General features: G+C 40.4%; 13 protein-coding genes and 1 pseudogene. 10 read left to right on the plus strand and 4 right to left on the minus strand.

What is annotated here, in order from left to right:
* Window positions 1-354: 354 nt before the first annotated feature.
* Window positions 355-936, minus strand: a complete 582-nt coding sequence (locus tag ESV85_RS07820) for a DsrE family protein (RefSeq protein WP_146916354.1) — start codon at window positions 934-936, stop codon at window positions 355-357.
* Window positions 937-1,146: 210 nt separating this feature from the next.
* On the opposite strand from ESV85_RS07820, the gene ESV85_RS07825 reads away from it, so the two are divergent.
* From ESV85_RS07825 to ESV85_RS07845, 5 genes are all read left to right on the plus strand, one after another.
* Complete coding sequence (locus ESV85_RS07825) at window positions 1,147-2,103, plus strand: calcium/sodium antiporter (protein ID WP_146916356.1); 957 nt, start codon at window positions 1,147-1,149, stop codon at window positions 2,101-2,103.
* A gap of 23 nt (window positions 2,104-2,126) precedes the next feature.
* Window positions 2,127-4,274, plus strand: coding sequence for a cation:proton antiporter (locus tag ESV85_RS07830; RefSeq protein ID WP_146916358.1), 2,148 nt, complete (start codon window positions 2,127-2,129; stop codon window positions 4,272-4,274).
* A gap of 170 nt (window positions 4,275-4,444) precedes the next feature.
* Window positions 4,445-6,847 (plus strand): outer membrane beta-barrel family protein, encoded by a 2,403-nt coding sequence (locus ESV85_RS07835; RefSeq protein WP_223275943.1) that lies wholly within the window; start codon window positions 4,445-4,447, stop codon window positions 6,845-6,847.
* Window positions 6,848-6,928: 81 nt separating this feature from the next.
* Window positions 6,929-9,106, plus strand: a complete 2,178-nt coding sequence (locus ESV85_RS07840; protein WP_146916360.1) for a DUF5916 domain-containing protein — start codon at window positions 6,929-6,931, stop codon at window positions 9,104-9,106.
* A gap of 105 nt (window positions 9,107-9,211) precedes the next feature.
* On the plus strand, window positions 9,212-11,446 hold the full coding sequence (locus ESV85_RS07845; RefSeq protein WP_146916362.1) for a S9 family peptidase: 2,235 nt from the start codon (window positions 9,212-9,214) through the stop codon (window positions 11,444-11,446).
* Window positions 11,447-11,495: 49 nt separating this feature from the next.
* On the opposite strand, the gene ESV85_RS07850 is transcribed toward ESV85_RS07845, so the two are convergent.
* On the minus strand, window positions 11,496-11,678 hold the full coding sequence (locus ESV85_RS07850; RefSeq protein ID WP_146916363.1) for a CPXCG motif-containing cysteine-rich protein: 183 nt from the start codon (window positions 11,676-11,678) through the stop codon (window positions 11,496-11,498).
* Window positions 11,679-11,833: 155 nt separating this feature from the next.
* Here ESV85_RS07850 and ESV85_RS07855 point away from each other — a divergent pair, with 155 nt between their 5' ends.
* Window positions 11,834-12,976 carry an ATP-binding protein gene (locus ESV85_RS07855; RefSeq protein WP_223275944.1) on the plus strand — a complete coding sequence of 381 codons (1,143 nt, stop codon included), beginning with the start codon at window positions 11,834-11,836 and terminating at the stop codon, window positions 12,974-12,976.
* 193 nt (window positions 12,977-13,169) lie between these two features.
* The gene (locus tag ESV85_RS07860; protein WP_146916365.1) at window positions 13,170-13,811 is read left to right on the plus strand and encodes a hypothetical protein; all 642 of its coding nucleotides are present in this window, start codon (window positions 13,170-13,172) and stop codon (window positions 13,809-13,811) included.
* 66 nt (window positions 13,812-13,877) lie between these two features.
* Here the strand turns inward: ESV85_RS07860 and clpB are convergent, their stop codons facing one another.
* Window positions 13,878-16,499: an ATP-dependent chaperone ClpB gene (clpB, locus tag ESV85_RS07865; protein WP_146916367.1), complete on the minus strand. Its 2,622-nt coding sequence runs from the start codon at window positions 16,497-16,499 to the stop codon at window positions 13,878-13,880.
* 258 nt (window positions 16,500-16,757) lie between these two features.
* On the opposite strand from clpB, the pseudogene ESV85_RS07870 reads away from it, so the two are divergent.
* Window positions 16,758-17,087 (plus strand): annotated as a pseudogene (locus tag ESV85_RS07870) (ORF6N domain-containing protein).
* Between the two features lie 58 nt (window positions 17,088-17,145).
* Here ESV85_RS07870 and ESV85_RS07875 read toward each other — a convergent pair.
* The gene (locus tag ESV85_RS07875; protein WP_146916368.1) at window positions 17,146-18,402 is read right to left on the minus strand and encodes a dipeptidase; all 1,257 of its coding nucleotides are present in this window, start codon (window positions 18,400-18,402) and stop codon (window positions 17,146-17,148) included.
* A 171-nt stretch (window positions 18,403-18,573) separates the two neighbouring features.
* Here ESV85_RS07875 and ESV85_RS07880 point away from each other — a divergent pair, with 171 nt between their 5' ends.
* Both ESV85_RS07880 and ESV85_RS07885 read left to right on the plus strand, forming a co-directional pair.
* On the plus strand, window positions 18,574-20,301 hold the full coding sequence (locus ESV85_RS07880) for a hypothetical protein (protein WP_146916370.1): 1,728 nt from the start codon (window positions 18,574-18,576) through the stop codon (window positions 20,299-20,301).
* A 1-nt stretch (window position 20,302) separates the two neighbouring features.
* Window positions 20,303-21,190 (plus strand): SMP-30/gluconolactonase/LRE family protein, encoded by an 888-nt coding sequence (locus ESV85_RS07885; protein ID WP_146916372.1) that lies wholly within the window; start codon window positions 20,303-20,305, stop codon window positions 21,188-21,190.
* Window positions 21,191-21,439 lie beyond the last annotated feature (249 nt).

The raw sequence follows: 21,439 nt of genomic DNA on the forward strand, positions 1-21,439 counted from the left end.
GGGAATTTTATTGCTGGGGAAGTCTTTTAACGTTCCAATTATTTACTCTGTAAATAGTATCCTAACAGAACTGCAGTGATCAAGCCCTTTTTAGTCCCTTCCTACCGCTGGTTTGACCAAACATTTTCCCACATTCACAAAGACTAGAGTAAAAAACTTTCCTCACTGCATTCAATCTTTCTAGTAGTCCGAATAAAGAGCTAAAAAATAGTCGCCAAAAACCCCTGAACTATATAACCATCTGAGATATATCTGGGCTGGGATAGACTTAAACCATTCGGCCAAAAATGTATTGCTTACCTTTACTCTTGGTAGTAGGCACACTCAAAGTCAAGCGTTATATTGTTCAACTAATTAATCATCACTAACATTCAGATAGGAATATCCCATCTGATCCAATGTGATAAAAGTCGTTTTTGCAGATATAGCCATTTTAACCATTGGCGTAATATTCTCACTGCCAAGCTTATAAAAACCCATACTCTGCCCACAGACATAAAATTTCACTCCAGCACCTTCTAAAGCTTTTATTGCCGCTATGTTCGGATTGGTAGTTTGATACTTTTTCTGATACTCCTCTTCCGAAAGAATTGCTTGTACTAGTCCTCCATGAATAACTGCTGCAATCTGAATTTTTTCGGCAGGAACACCATTCGCAATATTGAGATTGTAAGTCCTTGCCACTTCCAAAATAGAAGGATGAATAGCAGTGGAATCTTTCACTTTACCATAGAGATCTAAGGCAACCTTATAATCAAGCGTAGAATCATAAGGTAAAGCCCCATTTGATACAGGCATCACTCCTACCCAAGGATGGAAGTCAAATACAGGATAGGTTATTTTCTCTTTGATGTGATCAGGCATTTCGCCTTGAGCAAATACACCTGAATAATTTAAAAGAATCAGTAAGAATAATGGATAAAAAAAACTTTTCATAATTTTTTGGTTTAAAGAGTATTTGGAAAAATAAAGATATTTTATTGGAATGCAATACCTGTTATAACAAGTATAAAAGTAGAATTTTTATAAATATATTTTTCTCGAAAAATAATTACTCCAGAGCTGAATTTCGGAGCATCTTTTCCCACTACTTTTGAAAGATTTATGTGGTAGTGAAAAGCAACTTTTCCCAACAACTCTTTTAAAATGACTTTACCAATTATACTATTAATTGTTGGTCTGCTACTTCTTGTGAAAGGCGCTGACTGGCTTGTAGATGGGGCCTCCGTTTTGGCAAAAAAATACCAGGTATCAGATCTGGCCATTGGTTTAACAATAGTTGCCTTTGGTACTTCTGCGCCAGAATTGGTCGTTAATTCTGTCGCATCAATGGGTGGCTATCCTGACATCGTGTTTGGCAACGTAATCGGCTCGAACAACTTCAACTTGTTTATCATCCTAGGTATAGCAGGACTGATCGCTCCACTCACCGTGCAATCAAGTTCAGTCTGGAAAGAAATTCCATTTTCATTCCTAGCTGCTCTTATCCTTCTATTTCTTGCTAACAACTACTTTATTTCTGGTACATCTGGACTATCAGCTGTAGATGGGATTATCCTTTTAACTCTGTTTGGGGCATTTTTATATTATGTCTTTACCCAACTCAAATCCGAGCCCGTAAGCAGTGAAATTGTAAAAAAAGATTACTCAAATCTTAAGATTTGGACTTTTATTGTCGCAGGTTTGGCAGGACTTGTTCTAGGAGGAAAACTCGTAGTTGATAATGCAGTTGCTATGGCTCAATCATTTGGCGTGAGCGAGAAGATCATTGGCCTTACCATCGTGGCCGCCGGAACTTCCCTTCCTGAACTGGCAACTTCTGTCGTCGCATCGATGAAAAAGAACAATGACATAGCAATCGGCAATATCATTGGCTCTAATATCTTCAATATCTTCCTAATACTTGGTGTAAGCTCGCTTATAAGTCCCCTTGATTATGCACTGGCATTCAATACTGACCTATATATTTTGGGCGCGGGGACGATTTTTTTGTTTGTCGCAATGTTCACCGGAAAACGCAAAAAATTAGATCGTTGGGAAGCAGCAATACTTTTAATTTCATACTTGGCTTATACCGCATATTTGGTTAGCGGAGAAATCTGATTTGCTGCTTAAATTTATATAATATGCACCTAGATCAACTTTCGGAATTTAATTTACCTCTCGATAATCCGGTACTCAAATTCCTATTGATTTTATTGATCATTTTGCTGGCTCCCATAGCTCTCAATCGATTAAAAATCCCGCCACTTCTAGGCCTAATTATCGCAGGAGCCATTGTAGGCCCGAAGGGACTAAACTGGATTGAACGTGACAGTAGCATAATCCTCTCGGGTACTGCCGGAATGCTATACATTATGTTTCTGGCAGGATTGGAGATTGACCTAGCCGATTTCCGCAAAAACAGCAAAAAAAGTATCGTTTTCGGTATGTATACCTTCCTGATTCCAATGATTCTGGGAATGATCACCGGTCTGTATATTCTCAATTTTGGCATGCTGACTTCGATTTTACTAGCTAGTATGTTTGCTTCCCATACACTGATCGCTTACCCGATGATCTCCAAGATGGGCATAGCAAAAAACAAAGCTGTCAATATCACAGTAGGAGGCACACTAATCACAGATACACTTGCTCTGCTAGTGCTTGCTATAGTAGTTGGCGCCACTCAAGGTGAAGTAAACACCATTTTTTGGACAAAATTAGTCGTGTCATTAACGGTTTTTACTTGCATTATTTTATTTGTGCTCCCACTAATTGCCCGTTGGTTTTTGAAGAAATATGAAGATAATGTGTCCCAATATGTCTTCTGCTTAGTGCTGGTTTTTTTGGGTGCAGCATTAGCTGAACTGGCCGGCGTAGAGCCAATTATTGGTGCATTCCTAGTTGGCTTGGCTGTAAACCCATTGATTTCGCACGCTTCTCCTTTGATGAATAGGATCGAGTTTGTGGGAAATGCGATTTTTATTCCCTTCTTCTTAATTGGTGTTGGGATGCTGGTTGATTTTACTGTGTTTATCAATGGTTGGGAAGCGATCTCAGTAGCTATAGTCATGACAGTGGTCGCCACTCTCGCCAAGTACCTTGCGGCATTAGCTACCCAGAAAACGTACGGCTTCTCGAAGGATGAGCGAAGAATCATCTTCGGCTTAAGCAATGCTCAGGCAGCGGCTACGTTGGCTGCAGTGACCGTAGGCTACAAAATCATTCTGGGAACTGACGAAAATGGGGAACCGATCCGACTTCTCTCTGAATATGTGCTAAATGGCACTATCATCATGATCCTTGTGACCTGTACTATTGCTTCATTAGAAGCTCAAAAAGGTGCCAAAAGAATTGCATTTGCAGATTTACCATTAGATGAAGATGCTAGTGAAGAGGTACAGGAGCGTATCCTCATTCCTGTGAGAAATCAGGAAACATCCGACGAGCTGATTCATCTCAGCATCATGCTGAAATCACCGCAGAAACAATCCAACCTTTATGCCCTTAGCATTATCAATTCAGAATTGGAAGATGCAAATGCTGAAATGAAAGCGCAGAAAACGCTCAATCAAGCCAGTAAAACTGCTGGGGCTACAGATCATTTTCTATACGAATTGCTTCGCTATGACACTAATGTAGAACATGGGATCTCAGGGGTAATTCATGAAAACAAAATCACAGATTTGGTTCTAGGACTGCACGAGCAGACTAAGATGGATGATAGTTTCCTTGGCAATCTCACTGAAGGGCTACTCAGCAAATGCAATACAACAACGTTTATATATAAGCCACATCAGCCATTCGATACACACAAACGCCATCTGGTTTTTATACCGCCCTATGCCGAAAAGGAACTTGGCTTTCCATTTTGGCTAGTCAAAGTCTGGAATATTGCTCGAAATTCAGGAGCAAGAATGATCTTCTATGCTTCAGATGAAACTAGAGAATACCTAAGTGACATTTTACAAAAGCATCCAATTCGAGTAGATTTTAGACCTTTCCCAGAATGGGATGAGCTAGGCAATCTGAATATTCTACTCAAACCTGACGACAACCTAATTATGGTGCTCAGTCGCAAAGGAGAAGCATCCTATCACCCTCGCCTGGAGCGTGTGCCTCAATTGATCAATTTCTGGCTAAAAAATCACAGCTTTATTCTTATTTATCCTAATCAGCCAAAAGCAGGCGGAATGCCCGTAATGGACATGATGCATGGCTCACTAATCGGGCCTATTGAGCGTTTGGACTGGATAGGCAGGACAGTTGCCAGTCTTTTGAAAAGAAAATAGACATTTCAACAATTGGATAAGCCCTTAACTGCTCGTCTGCATAAATCTGCCTTTGGTCATTTTTTAACCGATTTTTCCATAAAATCGAAATATCTTTCCATGATTTTAATTCCAAGGGAGATTTACTTTGGATGTAAGTTATCTCAAACCCAAACCTAATTCGACATTTAATGTCTACTTCTTTACTCCGCTCTCATGGCAAGATGTCAATCCTGCTTAGCTTGAGCCTGCTTTTGTGTTTACCCATTTTAGCTCAGCAATCTCCCAAAAAAGGCACATTGTCGGGTATTATTCTAGAAGATGGTTCTGCTTCACCACTTCCATTTGCTTCTATCGGTATTTACACCACTACTGATAGTCTAGTTTCTGGAGGTCTATCGGATGATAATGGCAAATTTCAAATCGATATTTCTATTGGGAAATTCTACGCTCTTGTGGAGTTTATGGGCTACGAACCTCTTAAAACGAATTCTTTTTCAATCACAAAAGAATCTCCTTCACATGACCTCGGTCAAATAAAAATGAAAACTACTGCAGGTGATTTGGACGAAGTTGTAGTTCAGGGAGAAAAGACCATCATGGAACTTTCATTAGACAAGCGTATTTTCAACGTGGGAAAGGATCTGGCAAATGCTGGTGGTACAGCAAATGACATTTTGATGAATTTACCTTCTATCGCAGTAGATCCTGAAGGAAATGTTCGCTTGAGAGGGTCCGCCAACGTTCGGATTCTAATCGATGGAAAACCTTCAGGGTTGGTGAGTTTCAAAGGCAGTAGCGGACTGCGGCAACTACCAGCAAATATGGTGGAGAGAGTTGAAGTCATCACTAATCCATCTGCCCGATACGAAGCTGAGGGAATGGCTGGCGTGATCAATATCATTCTGAAAAAGGAAAATAATCAAGGCTTCAATGGCTCATTTGAAGTAATTGCTGGTACACCTACTAATCTTGGCTTTACTGCCAATTTGAACTATCGTCGAAAAAAAATCAACTGGTTTATAAATTATGGTTTGGCCCATAGACGCTCGCCAAATGTGGGAATGTTGTACCAAGAAGTTTATGGGCAGGATACCACCTTCATCCTAAATCAGTCAAATAAAGGACTTGTAACTAGTCTGAATAATAATATCCGAGGCGGTCTAGATTATTATTTCAGAGAAAATAGCATCCTGACTTTATCCTATCTATGGCGTAGAAGTGATGCACACCGAATCACAAATATTCGTTACGAAGATTCCTGGAATACGATAGACAACCTACAGAGCTATACTTTAAGAAAACAGGATGAAACAGAAGAAGAGCCTAATTCAGAAATCAGTGCAAATTATAAGAAAACATTTGAAGAAAAAGGTCATGAATTGACTACTACATTCACTTATCTGAATTATTGGGAAAACTCAGATCAGCTTTTTACCCAAAATACGTTCTCACCTGGAGGAGTTGAAAACATAGGGCTCGAACAGGTCCAAACGTCAATCAACGATGAATATGAAAATCAGTATTTGGTAATGCTGGATTACGTAAAGCCGTTTGCAAAAGAAGGGAAGTTCGAGACTGGTTTCCGTACGAGTTTTCGAAGAATGAAAAATGATTACATCGTTCAGCAAAAAGGTGAAGACGGTGAATATTCTCCTCTTCCTGGCTTGGACAATGTTTTTCTCTACGATGAAAATATCATGGCCGCATACGGGATTATTGGAAACAAAACAAACAACTGGAGCTATCAAGCAGGTCTTCGTGTAGAAAATACGGATGTAAAAACCATTTTGGAAGAAACTAATGAAGAGAATCCGAGAAAGTACACTAACCTCTTCCCTAGTGCGCATTTGACCTATAACCTTACCCAAGAAAATGCATTTCAACTCAGTTACAGTCGTCGGGTAAGAAGACCCGTTTACAATGACCTGAGTCCCTACGTGACCCTTTCAGATTCTCGAAATTTCTTCAGTGGAAATCCAGATTTGAATCCTGAATACACCAATGCGTTTGAACTCGGTCATATCAAATATTTTGACAAGGGGACACTATTTACCACCGTTTATTATAGGAGTACGGTAAACAAGATCGAAAGACTTCGCTCTGTAGATGACAAGGGTCATTCTAGGACATTGCCCTATAACTTGAATGGAGAAAATTCTTTTGGAGTGGAACTGAGTGGAGATTATCGTCCGAAAGAATGGTGGAAGATAGACATGAATGTAAATTTCTTCCATGCAAACATCGACGGAAGTAATATTCAAGCGGGCTATACTGCCAAAACATATTCTTGGTTGCTTCGCCAAACATCACGATTTACCTTGAATAACGGTATGGATATTCAGTTTAGGGCTAATTATGAAGCCCGACAAAAGACTGCTCAAGGAGTTCGAAAAGGCATATTCTTTATGGATTTATCAGCAAGCAAGGACATCATCAATGATCGAGGAACATTGACTCTGAATGCGATCGACATCCTAAATTCCCGTAAAAACAGATATATCACGCAAGGAGCAAATTTCTATACTGAAGGCAAATCACAATATCAAAGACGTCAAATTAACATAACGATGAATTATCGCCTTAAGCAGTAAAATGTTTTCCAAAATAACCTGAAAAACAAGTTACCCCCCATTTAAGTAATCACTTTACAATCATTTGAAAGACTTCTTTGCATGCGCAAACTCTCCTTATTTCTATTTCTTAATTTATATTTAGTAGCAACACTTTCAGCTCAAAAGATTAATTCGAACTATCAACTTCATATCCAAAAAGCGAGTTCGGACATCATTATAGATGGCGGATTACACGAGCAGGCTTGGCTTGATGCAGAAGTTGCCACGGATTTTTTCATGATCACTCCCATGGATACGAGTTTTGCAAAGGTAAGAACTGATGTAAGAATGACCTATGATGATGAAAACCTCTATTTACTGGTAGAGAATTTTCACGGAGTAGAAGGACCATATATGGTGGAGTCGCTTCGTCGGGATTTCAGCTTTGGTAAGAATGACAACTTCCTGCTCTTTATGGACCCATTCGATGATCAGACCAATGGGTTTTCATTTGGGGCAAATGCTGCTGGAGCGCAATGGGATGGAATCATGTATAACGGTGGAAGTGTGGACCTCAGCTGGGATAATAAGTGGACTTCCAAGGTCACAAACTATGATGACAAGTGGGTTTTTGAAGCGAAAATCCCCTTCAAATCCATCCGCTACAAAAAAGGAATTACCGAATGGGGAATCAATTTTTCCCGACTTGATCTTAAAACCACTGAAAAATCGGGATGGGCTCCAGTCCCTCGCCAATTCCCATCAGCTTCTTTAGCATACACAGGCATTCTCGTTTGGGATGAAGCTCCTCCACAAACTGGCGCAAATATTTCTGTGATTCCTTATGCTATGGGTGGATTGAGCAAGGATGTTGCTGCTGGCAAACCTTCGGAATATCGAAAGGAAGTAGGCTTGGATGCTAAAATAGGTTTGACTTCTTCGTTGAATCTCGATTTAACTGTAAACCCCGACTTTTCCCAAGTGGAAGTGGATAGACAAGTCACAAATCTGGATCGCTTTGAATTGTTTTTCCCGGAGCGGCGACAGTTTTTTCTTGAAAACGGAGACTTATTCGCAGGCTTCGGCTACAGCACCATCAGACCTTTTTTCTCAAGACGCATCGGGCTAAATGCTCCAATACAATTCGGAGCAAGGCTAAGCGGTAAAATCAACAAAAACTGGCGAGTTGGGGCAATGAATATGCAGACTGGAAAAGTGAAGGAAGATGAACTACCATCTCAAAACTTTACCGTTTTGGCACTTCAGCGGCAAGTCGGAGCAAGGTCAAATATCACAGGACTATTTATCAACAAACAATCGCTGAATTACAATCCTGATCCAAACGCAGAAGCACCTATTTATTCTCAGTTCAATAGAAATGTAGGCTTGGAATATAACCTCGCTTCGTCGAACAACCTCTGGACAGGAAAAGCGATGATGCTTCAAAGTTTCGGGCCAGACAATTTAGGCAATGGATTTGTCCATGCTGCCAATCTGAAATACACTGCTGGAAATCTCACATGGAGCTGGCAACATGAATATGTATCTGAAAACTATACAGCAGAAGTAGGTTATGTACCAAGAAGAGGATTTTACAAAGTCAATCCCCAGATAGGTTATCGCTGGTTTCCTAAAAGTGCGAAAATCCTAAGTCATGGCCCAGACGTAAGCACAACCTTCTTTTTCAACAAAGACGGAGAAAAAACTGACAACACTACCTTTCTCGCTTACAATCTAAAATGGCGAAGCCAAAGTACATTTATGCTTTGGACTAGCACTGACTACGTGAAGTTGCAGAGGCCTTTTGACCCGACGAATTACAGCAGAGATACGCTGGCCACTGGAACAGAACATCAGTGGTATGCCATGGGGGCGGAATATACCTCAAAGCCACAAAGTCTATTTACCTACGCATTTACTACTCGACTGGGCGGTTACTACGCTGATGGCCATCGCTATAATGCTACCGCTGAACTTGGTTATAGATTTCAACCCTATGTGAGTCTTGCAATGACTGCAGCTTATAATGAAATTCTATTACCAGAGCCTTGGAATACCACTAGTTTCTGGTTGGTTGGCCCAAGAGTCGACGTCACGATGACAAATACCCTTTTCTTTACCGCCTTTGTCCAGTATAACGAGCAGATAGAAAACATTAACTTAAACACCCGATTCCAGTGGAGATTTAAACCTGCATCTGATCTCTTTTTGGTTTATACAGACAATTATCTCCCTGCTCCATTTTACACCAAAAATCGTTCAGTGGTGCTGAAGTTTACTTATTGGTGGAATCTGTAGCTTTTAAAATACTTCCATTTTGATGGATTCTTCTGGAATATTAACTCTGTGGCTTGGAGTTCTAGATATAGGTTAACTTTATCTTTGAGAAAATCCCCCAAAGAAATGAACAGTAGAATCAATTATTTAGCCTTCATAATTGTGGCATTTTTTACCATTGGTAAAATTTCCGCCCAAGACTCCTCACTCCTGACTCTGGACAGAATATACAGTTCCAGAGAATTTTCACAGGAAAGGCTTCAGCCTATTCAATGGATTGAAAATGGAGCAGCCTATGTGACGGTTGAGAGCGACAATGAACTGAGTCGATGGGATTCTAAAACCTTAGAAAAAAGCATTTTTGTGCCCGGATCAGCTTTGCAAAATGGTGGGAAACCAATTTCAATTGAATCGTTCACACTTTCTGATGATGGATCAAAAGTTCTGATTTTCACTAACTCCAGTCGCGTATGGAGATCAAATACCAAAGGAGATTATTGGGTTTATGATCTTGCTTCCAAAGAATTGAAACAGGTTGGAAGCAAATTCGATCCATCATCACTAATGTTTGCAAAATTTTCCGCAGATAATGAATACGTAGCCTACGTGCAAAAATTCAACTTGTATAAGGAAAATTTTAAGACCGGAGAAATCACTCAGCTAACCAGCGACGGTACAGATAAGATCATCAACGGCACATTTGATTGGGCTTACGAAGAGGAATTTGGAAAACGAGATGGCTTTTCTTGGAGTCCAGATGCTAAGTTCATTGCTTACTGGCAGATCGATGCATCCAAGATTGGCACATTTTACATGATCAATAATACTGATTCGGTTTATTCCAAACCTATTCCATTGCAATACCCAAAAGTTGGTCAAGAGCCAGCAGGAGCTAAAATCGGGCTATTAGATATGGCTTCACAAAAGACCAACTGGATTCCAATTCCAGGTGGAGAAACTGAAAATTACTTGCCAGGGACGCAATGGATCAACGAAGACTTATTGCTCATCCAACAGATGAATCGCAAGCAAAATCTCTTGACTATTTGGACATACCAACCTTCCTCAGCTGAGCTAAAGAAAATCTATACCGAATCAGAGGAAACTTGGGTGGACTTGGCCTATCCGGATCTTTCCAAAAATGGCTGGAGTGACAACAGCTTGCCTTTAGTAGATGGTGGAAAAGCTTTCCTAAGGATGACCGAAAATGATGCGTGGAGACATATCTACAAAGTTGAAATAGCTACCGGAAAGAAGATACTTATCACGCCTGGAGAATATGACGTAGCATCTTTTGGAGGAGTAACTGATAAGGAAGTTTACTTCATCGCATCACCCAACAATGCTACTCAGCGCTACCTCTATGCCATCGACTTGGCAGGAAAAGGACAACTCCGTAGGGTAACTCCAGAAGCTTTCGAAGGTGTAAACACCTATGATATCGCTCCTAATGGTCTAGCTGCAATACATACGAATCAGAGTACGAAGAAGCCATCAACGGTGCGCCTCATCAGCCTACCAAAACACACTATAGTCAAAAACTTGGTTGAAAACACAGCTTATACCCAAAAGCTAGCATCTCTCAAAACTCCTGAAATCAAATTCACTACCGTGACCACATCAGAAGGAGTTACACTGGATGCGCGGGTGATTTACCCTATTGATTTTGACGAATCGAAGAAGTACCCAGTTCTTTTCCATGTCTATGGCGAACCTTGGAGTACAGTCGCTACAGATACTCAAGTTGGGCTTTACAATATTATGCTGGCGCAAAAAGGTTACTTCATCATTGATATGGATAACCGAGGTACACCGACCTTGAAAGGAAGCGCTTGGAGGAAAAGCATTTATAGAAAAATCGGCGTCATTAATGCGCAGGACCAAGGTCTGGCTGCGAAGGAATTATTGAAGCTCCCTTACTTGGACGAAAATAGAGTAGCTGTTTGGGGTTGGAGTGGCGGCGGTTCGATGACGCTTAATCTAATGTTCAAATTCCCTGAAGTCTACCAAACAGGAATGTCCGTGGCTGCTGTCTCAAATCAACTGATCTACGATAATATCTATCAGGAGCGCTACATGGGACTTCCTCAAGAAAACATGGAAGATTTCGTTAATGGTTCTCCCATCACTTATGCTAAAAATCTGGAAGGAAATCTCTTGATCGTGCATGGCACAGGCGACGACAATGTTCACTACCAAGGTGCCGAAATGCTCATGAATGAACTGATCAAGCATAACAAGCAATTTCAAATGATGCCCTACCCAAATCGCTCTCATGGGATATACGAAGGAGCAGGGACAAGTCTACATTTGTACACCTTGCTCACAAATTATCTAATGACTCACACTCCAGTCAATTAAAAAACTTAAAGATTAGGATTATTTACTCCGAATAGTGAAGCTGAATAGCTTATTGCTCAATTGATTTCGCTTCGAAAGAACTTATTTCTCCTTCCTCAATATCAACCCTAATGTCTATAGGATTGCAGCAAACTTCACAGTCTTCGATATACTGCTGGGAGGAGATTGATGGGTAAATCAACATAGTTATGTCAGCTAGACAGTAAGGACATTGAAAGAAGTGTTCAAGCATTCTTCAAGATAATCAAATATAAAAGGCTCATCAACTGACTGTATTTATATTAATTCCGTCACTTACCTGACGGTATTTACATTAATTCCGTCAGTTAGATTTTTAATTCCTCCAAAAAATAATTTACTTTGCACTGTATTACAAGCAGATAGCAAGTGCAAAATATACCAAGAGCTTTACAAGCCGATTTTGATCGGAAACTCAAACCTAACAAGGTGTTGATGATATTAGGCCCAAGAAGGTCTGGGAAAACTGCGCTCGTTCGTCAGTTCACCAAAGATGTAGATCCTCAGCAAAGCTTGATTCTTAATGGAGAAGACGTGCTCGATGCTGCGCTTTTACAAGAAAGATCAGTTGCCAATTACAGTCGATTGCTAGCCGGCAAAACCCTTCTTTTTATAGACGAGGCTCAGCACATTCCTGACATTGGACTTATACTGAAATTGATCGTGGATACCATCGACGGAATTCAAGTTATAGCTACTGGCTCATCTTCATTCGACATGCATCAGCAAGTTGGCGAACCCCTAGTGGGTAGGAAAAACACACTTTTCCTTTATCCATTGGCCCAGATGGAATTTGCTAAACTTGAAGATTTCAAGACTACTATAGAAAAACGTGAAGAGCGTTTGATTTTCGGAGGCTACCCAGAACTCACCCACTATACGGATTGGAAGGACAAGGAAGACTACCTCTATCAGATCATGAACGACTACCTTTTGAAGGACATCCTGATGGTAGATGGGGTAAAAAACTCTGACAAACTCTACTCATTGCTCCGCTTGGTTGCATTCCAAGTTGGAAAGGAAGTTTCGCTTGAAGAACTCGGAAAGCAGTTGGGGATGTCCAAAAATACGGTAGAGCGCTATTTGGACTTGCTTTCGAAAGTATTTGTCGTATTCAAAATCGGAGGATTTAGTCGAAATCTCCGCAAGGAAATAGTCAAAAATAGTCGCTGGTACTTCTATGACAACGGAGTGAGAAATGCGATTATTCAGAACTTCAACCGACTAGATCTTCGAGCCGATGTAGGTGAACTTTGGGAAAATTACCTCGCCGTGGAACGAATGAAATTCCAGAATTATAGCCAAATGCGCTGCAATAACTATTTCTGGAGAACCTACGACCAGCAGGAAATCGACTGGGTGGAAGAAGAGGGAGATAAGCTTCGAGGTTTTGAATTCAAATATCAAAACAGCAAAGGATCCAAAGCGCCTGGAGCATGGGCAAAAACTTACCCCAAAGCCAGTTACGAGACCATTCACACTGGAAATTACTTGGATTGGATTGGAGGGTAATAATTTCCAACCAGCATATTATCACGTCAGAGTTTTAGGCAAAAACAAAAAAACAGACTTATTATAAACTCATCTTAAAATAAATAATTAAATATCAATTAATTATTTCAAAATAATTCTTGGTGAACCAAAAAATTAGGTTGTTTAGGACAAATCGATTATAATTGGACGTAAATTTAATTACTAAACTTTTATGAAAACTCCCCTATTTACGTTAGCGCTGATCCTTTTTAGTGCATACTCTTTTGCTCAAACTTCATTGTATGAACATCCTAAATTCGAAGAATATGCTAAGACCCATGAAACGATTGCGATTCTCCCATTTAATACCAGTATTACACTTAGACCTAAAGACATGAAATCTATGGCTCCTGGCCAGCTTGAAAAGATGGAGCAAGATGAAGGAATTAGTGTACAAAACGGAATGTATTCCTGGTTTCTGAAAAGAGATAAAAAAGGCACCTCGACTGTCACATTTCAAGATCCAATCACCTGTAACGCAAAACTTAAAAAATTTGGGGTAACATCTGAAAATTTCGAAGAATATACTCCTGATGAATTAGCCGATATCCTAGGTGTTGATGCCATTATTATGGGCACATTTGAGACCAATAAACCAATGTCAGAAGCTGCAAATCTGGCCTTGAATTTATTAGTAGGTTTTGGCGGTGCTACAAATAAAGCTGTCCTCAATATGAATCTTTACGACGCTGATGAAGGCTTATTATTAGCAAATTATAACAAATCTGTCAGTGGCGCCTTAGGATCCTCTACCGACCAATTGATTAACATTTTAATGAAAAAAGCCTCTAGAAGGATTTCTTATACTGACTAATTTAGTTATAGTCAAAAACCCTCGAAGCATGTGCTCCGAGGGTTTAACTCTAACGATTAACCTAAATTACACTTCTATTTCTGTTCCTATATTTTTGAAATAAACCTGCTTATCAGCATCCAGATCTACCATCACTGCAGAATCATTTTTTATATATCCAGACAAGATCTGTTTCGATAGTTCATTCAGCACCAATCGCTGCATGGTTCGCTTGAGCGGTCTAGCTCCGAAGTTTGCATCAAAACCAACTTCTCCTAAGTGATCTAACACCTCTTTTGTAGCTTCAATTTCAATTCCGGATTCAGACAATCTTTGCTGAATCTCCCTCCACTGAATGTCCACGATCTTACGAATGATCTTCTTACTTAGTGGCTCAAACATAATCGTCTCGTCAATTCTGTTCAAGAATTCTGGCCTTACGGACTTCTTTAAAAGCTCGTAAACTTCCTTCTTGGTCTTATCCAATATCTCATCTTTGTTCCACTCTTCCATCTCCGCAAATCGCTCTTGGATCAAGTGCGAACCGATATTGGTAGTCAGGATAATAATCGTGTTTTTAAAATTAGCCACACGACCTTTGTTATCTGTCAATCTACCGTCGTCAAGAACTTGCAATAAAATATTAAACACATCTGGGTGAGCCTTTTCGATCTCATCAAGTAAGATCACAGAGTATGGCTTTCTACGAACTGCTTCTGTCAATTGACCACCTTCATCATATCCCACGTAGCCTGGAGGTGCTCCCACCAAGCGGCTTACTGAATGTCGCTCTTGATATTCTGACATATCTATTCTCACCATGGCATTTTCATCATTGAAAAGATATTCAGCCAAGGCTTTCGCCAGCTCGGTTTTACCCACGCCTGTGGTTCCCATGAAGATAAAGCTACCAATCGGACGCTTTGGATCTTGCAATCCAGCACGGCTTCTACGTACAGCATCTGATAAAGCAGTAATTGCCTCCTTCTGACCTGCCACTCGATGCCCTAGCTCAAGTTCCAAATGAAGTAATTTCTCGCGTTCAGACTGAATCATTTTATTCATCGGAATGCCAGTCCATTTAGACACTACCGCAGCAATATCTTCCTGATCTACTTCCTCTTTCAACAAAGGAGATCCAGCCTGCATTTCTGCCAACTGAGACTTGAAGGATTCTAGCTTCTTCTCAGCTTCCACTATTTTACCATATCTGATCTCGGCTACTTTCCCGAAATCGCCAGCCCGTTCAGCCTGCTCAGCTTCAAGCTTATAATTATCAATACGTTCTTTCTCTCGCTGTATTCCTGTGATCACAGCTTTCTCACTCTCCCACTTGGCTTTCACGCTATCTCGCTTTTCGGCAAGCTCAGCAAGCTCTTTGCTTAGGACAGTTTCTTTGTCTTTATTTTTTTCTCTACGAATAGCCTCACGCTCGATCTCCAACTGCATGATTCGACGATTCAATTCGTCAAGCTCTTGCGGCAAAGAATCTATCTCCATTCTCAATTTTGCCGCAGCTTCGTCCATCAAATCAATCGCCTTATCTGGTAAAAATCGATCGGAAATGTATCTCTGTGAAAGCTCCACGGCTGCAATCACCGCATCATCCTTGATTCGAACACCGTGGTGCAATTCGTATTTATCTTTAATTCCACGAAGGATTGAAATCGCATCTGCAGCATCCGGTTCATCCACGATTACAGTCTGGAATCGACGTTCAAGCGCTTTATCTTTCTCGATGTACTTCTGATATTCCTTAAGTGTAGTCGCTCCGATAGCATGTAGTTCTCCTCGTGCCAAAGCAGGTTTCAGCAAGTTTGCCGCATCCATCGCACCTTCTCCGCCTCCACCAGCGCCAATCAGCGTGTGGATCTCATCAATAAAGAGAATGATTTCGCCTTCAGCATCTGTCACCTCTTTGATGACTGCTTTCAAGCGCTCTTCAAATTCACCTTTATATTTGGCTCCTGCGACCAGCAAACCCATATCCAATGAAATCAAAGTCTTTGACTTCAGGTTTTCAGGCACATCACCAGAAACAATTCTTTGCGCAAGCCCTTCGACAATGGCAGTCTTACCTACACCGGGTTCCCCCAGTAGAATCGGATTATTTTTGGTTCTACGTGCCAAGATCTGAAGTACTCGCCTGATCTCTTCATCACGGCCAATCACAGGGTCAATTTTACCCTTCTTAGCCATTTCATTTAGGTTTTTGGAGTATTTCTCCAATGCCTGATACTTACTTTCTGCGTTTGGATCGGTCACTTTATTTCCTTTTCTAAGTTCCTTGATAGCTTCGATCAAGGGCTTTTCAGAAACACCCTGATCTTTCAATAGCTGAGAAGAAGCATCCCCGTTAGCCAAAATCGCTAACAACAAATGCTCTATTGCTACGTATTCATCGCCGAAAGTCTTGAGATAATCCTTGGCTTTCGTCAATACCTGATTCGAATAATTCGACAAATAAGGCTGTTGCTGTCCTCCGCTCACTTTTGGCAAGCGGGCTAATTGCTCATCAAGCTTTTGAGAAATGAGCTGTTTATTTGTACCGAGTTTTTTGAACAAAAACTCGATCACATTTTCATCCTCAGTGATGATCGCCTTAAGTAAATGTGCTGGCTCAATATTCGGTTGTCCCGCCGAAGATGCCAACTCCAAAGCCTTCTGAATCGCCTCCTGAGATTTTATAGTGAATTGTTTAAAGTCCATTGTATGGTTGGTTATTTGTGGTGTCAATTTTATCAATTGGGTCTTAAAAACTACTTCTAATCTCCCAACTTCCACTCTATTATCAAAACTTCATCCAATCACATATTACGGCCATAATGACCGAATAACCTCTTTTAATTAGGCTAAAACGGAAAACTTGACAGAACTTTATTCTGATCAAAAAGATTAAACGACATTTTGTGTACACGAAATCGTTCGATTATTTTATATTAGTCTACACTTTTTTAAACACCTTCTATGAACGAACTTTTAAATAAAGAACAGGTAATACAGCTCATCCACAAAATCCGCAACAAGAAAGTGATGCTAGATTCCGATTTAGCCGAAATGTATGGAGTACTGACCAAAGCACTTCATCAATCTGTCTAAAGAAACCCTGATAGATTCCCTTTAGACTTCATGTTTCAACTATCTGAAGAAGAGTGGCAAAACTTGAAGTCACAAAATGTGACCTCAAGATGGAGAGGACGACGAACTGCTCCATATCTTCACATTGCGAAAATCTATCAAATTATTGAGGAATTACTAAAACCAAGTTTGGGTGAAAGAAAGAAAATTGGATTCTAAAAATAAAATCCTGCTCTATCTCTAAAGCAGGATTTGAAAATCTTAAGTCAGTTCGATCTTATTCAGATTTGGCTGCATAGTCCTCTACAGCCCGCCAAACTCTGAATACATTTTTATAACAGATCATCTCGATTTCTTCTCTCGAGTACCCTCGCTTTAATAGCTCCGCAATCAAATTTGGATACATGGAAACATCCTTTAACCCTGTAGGCAAGGAATCGCCTACCCCATCAAAATCAGAACCTAAACCGATGTAATCAACACCAACCAAGTTTTTAACATGATCGATGTGATCCGCTACTCGCTGAACCGTAGGAAACGGATTATTTGCAGAAATGTACTCCGCCGCATAAGCTTTAAATACTGAATCAGCTTGGCTCAAATTATTTTCAGCCATATAGTTAATCAGATGTTCACGGACTATATCAGAACCAGCTGCATATGCTGAATCAATAAAAGAACCGCCGAAATTAATCATCATCACACCGCCATTTTTGGCCATCGCTTGAATCAGTTCATCACTCATATTTCTTTCAAAATCTGGCGTGAATACCCTCACTGATGAGTGAGAAGCAATTACCGGCACCTTGGTAATAGCCAAAGCATCCTTAAATGTATCATCCGAAACATGTGACAAGTCAACCATTATTCCCACACGGTTCATTTCCGCGACTACCTTCTCACCATACTCACTCAAACCATTGTATAACCTTACGGTATCATAGCTACTGTCACCAATAAGATTCGCCTTGCCGTGAGTCAGCGTAATATATCGAATACCTCTACTTTGGAAATAGGCAACATTTGAGATATCGTCTTCCAAAGCTGATCCATTCTCCATTCCCATTGGAAGAGAGACTTTGCCTGCGGCAAAATTAGCCTCCACATCGGCTGGGCTATAGGCCATCGCAAACTGATCCGGAAAAGTCTCCGCCAAACGCTCCGTCATCAGTATTAACGAATCTGCCAAAGCTTTGGAAGAACCTGGAGTCTGCTGAAGACCTGCTGGAATATAAATGGACATAAATGGCGCATCTAACCCGCCTTCTTTAGCTCTTGGAAAATCGAAATTACCATCTGGCGTACGTACCGAAACATCAAGGATTTCACGCTGAAGTGTAAAACCTCCTATTTTCATACGATAAGGCAAGTCCACGTGACCATCCACGATGATAGTTTCGTGAGCAATTTTGGTAGCAACTTCCAATCGCTCTGCATCAGACAGTGCAGTGTAATCAACAGTTGCCTCTTTTTCCTTGGGCGAGCATGCGAAAGCCAAAGTGACCAGCAATGCAGCGTTTAAATATTTTCTCATAAGTTGGTGGGTTAGATTAAATCCTAAGATAAGTGGTTTTTCTAACTGAACACTCATTAATCCATCAAAGGCATTTTTAGCAAAATATCTGGCAGATCTAGGCGATTTAGAACCCCTAAAATCAATTTACCAATAGATAATTATGTAAATTCCAATACAAAACCACCTAGCATGAAACATTTCTGGATATTTTCAATTTTTCTTCTTCTGAGTTGGGCTTGCAGCTCAAAACAGTCCTCACCTATCGAGATTAAGATTGATCTCACGCTAGAAAGTGACCTTAAGGATGGGAGACTATTATTAATTTTCTCGCCTGATAGCACTACAGAACCTAGGTTTGGGATAAGTGACAATGTGGGAACAAATCAGGTATTTGGGATGGATTTTGAAAATTATAAATCTGGCAATACTATTGAATTTGACATCACTAGTTTTGGCTACCCCAAGGAAAAGCTCTCAGATATGCCGGACGGAATATTCTATGTGCAAGCATTTATTCAAAAACATGAAAGCTTTACCCGCGCGGATGGCCACACTGTAAAGCTCCCAATGGATCAGGGCGAAGGTCGGCAATGGGCTAGAGCACCAAAAAACATTTACAGCAACCCAGTTAAGGTCGATTGGAAAAATGGAAAAGACCTAACATTGACTATAGACCAGATCATTCCTGAGATAAAGGAACCTGAAGACACGGATTACATCAAGCACATAAAATTTAAGTCTGATTTACTATCAGAATTCTGGGGAAGAGATATGTACTTAGGAGCTAACATACTCCTTCCAGAGGGATTTAATGAAAACCCAAATCAATACTATCCGATCATGATTTTTCATGGGCATTTCCCCTCTGATTTCTCTGGCTTCAGAACTATCCCACCTGATCCTGATCTAAGCGATGATGAATACAACGAAAGGTTCGGGATTTATGGATATGAGAAAATTCAACAGCAAGAAGAATATGACTTTTATCAAAAATGGACGTCTCCAGACTTTCAGCGTTTTATTATTGTGGAGATTCAACATGCTAATCCTTATTATGATGACAGCTATGCCGTAAACTCAGCCAACCTTGGGCCATACGGAGACGCAATAACTTTTGAGTTAATCCCTCACATTGAGAGGACATTCCGTGGCATTGGCGAGGGATGGTCACGATTTCTGTATGGTGGATCTACTGGAGGATGGGAAGCTTTAGCTGTGCAGATATTTTACCCTGATGAATATAATGGTTGTTTTGCTGCTTGCCCAGATCCTATAGATTTTAGAGCTTATACTTCTATTAATCTCTATGAAGATCAGAATGCTTACTATCAAGAAGGAGAATTCCGAAAGACTTTACGACCAGGACATAGGGATTATTTAGGTCATATATCTGCAACCGTCCAAGACATGAATCATCGTGAACTTGCAATTGGAGGTACCAAAAGTAGATCTGGTGATCAATTCGATATTTGGCAAGCGGTCTATTCTCCACAAGGCGCAGATGGATATCCAAAACCCATATGGGATAAATATTCAGGAGAAATCGACTCTGAGGTTGCTTCTTATTGGAAGGAAAATTACGACCTTCGCTATATAATGGAGAGAGATTGGGAGACCCTAGGCCCAAAATTGGAAGGGAAAATAAATATCTTTTGTGGTGACATGGATAACTATTACCTAAACAATGCAGTTTACCTGACTGAAGATTTTTTGGAACAAACGCAAAACCCTTACTATGATGGTACAGTAGCATACGGAGACAGAGCAGAGCATTGCTGGAATGGAGACCCTACTCTCCCAAATTATATTTCCAGACTCAGATATAATACGCTCTACCTAGGAGAAATTGCAGATAGACTAAAGGAAACAGCCCCTGCTGGATTTAATCAATATAACTGGACACTAACCAAAAACTAATATGAAATCAACAACAATCAAACTAGGCCTTTTAGGCTTATTCGCAGCATTCTTTTTCGCAAATTGTGCTTCTCCCAAAACTGAAGAAACTACCGAAGAGGTAGTCATCGAAGAAGTGAAAACACCGACTTTGACTAAAATCTGGGAGACAGACACCACATTGACCACAAACGAATCCGTATTGTATGATGCTGCATCAGGCAAAATCTATGTTTCCAACATAGAAGGAGATCCTCAAGGCGAAGACGGCAAAGGCTCTATTTCTATCATTGACAAAGAAGGCAAAGTAGTCAACCAAAACTGGGTAACTGGACTAAATGCTCCTAAGGGAATGGGGATTGCTAATGGCAATTTATATGTGACTGACATTGATCAGCTCATAGAAGTAAATCTTGAATCAGGGAAAATCAGCAATAAATACCCAGTCGAAGGAGGCCAGTTCCTTAACGATCTTGCTACATACGACGGGAAAGTATATTTCACTGACATGAATACTGGCAAAGTCCATTTGCTTGATGGTGGAAAAATATCTACCGTAACTGAAGGACATGAGTCAATCAATGGAATTGCTATAGGAGAAGACGGAATGCTATATGTTTTGGATAAAACTGGTATGAAATCGCTTCAGGCAGACGGCACATCCATGATATTGAATGATGTGGTGACAGGTGGTGACGGACTTGTGATTTTAGGAGATGGGAACTATGTAGCTTCTAGATGGGCTGGAGAAATCTACTTTGTAAATAGCGATGGCAGTGAGACACTGCTTTTGGATACAAAAAATGCAGAATCAAACACTGCGGATATTGGATTCATCCCCGGAGACAACATCGTCTTAGTCCCAACGTTCTTCAAAAATAAGGTAGTCGCCTACAAACTAGACTATTAATACCTAGGTCAGCAACACATTTAAAGGCCTTCTTAAGAAGGCTTTTTTACGTTAATGAACTGTGAGGACTTAATTTTCCTTATATTAATGGACAAGCGACTAACAGAATTATCACCAAATAGGAGCAACAAAGGGTAGAAGTTGAAAACCTTATTAAATATCTTCAACTGATTGCTACTCTAATTCACTGTATGTTGGTCACTTATAGAATCTTGAATCATTGATAGACATATTCTATCAGTAATTTGT

It is taken from the genome of Algoriphagus aquimarinus, from assembly GCF_007997215.1.
Taxonomy (GTDB): Bacteria; Bacteroidota; Bacteroidia; order Cytophagales; family Cyclobacteriaceae; genus Algoriphagus; species Algoriphagus aquimarinus_A.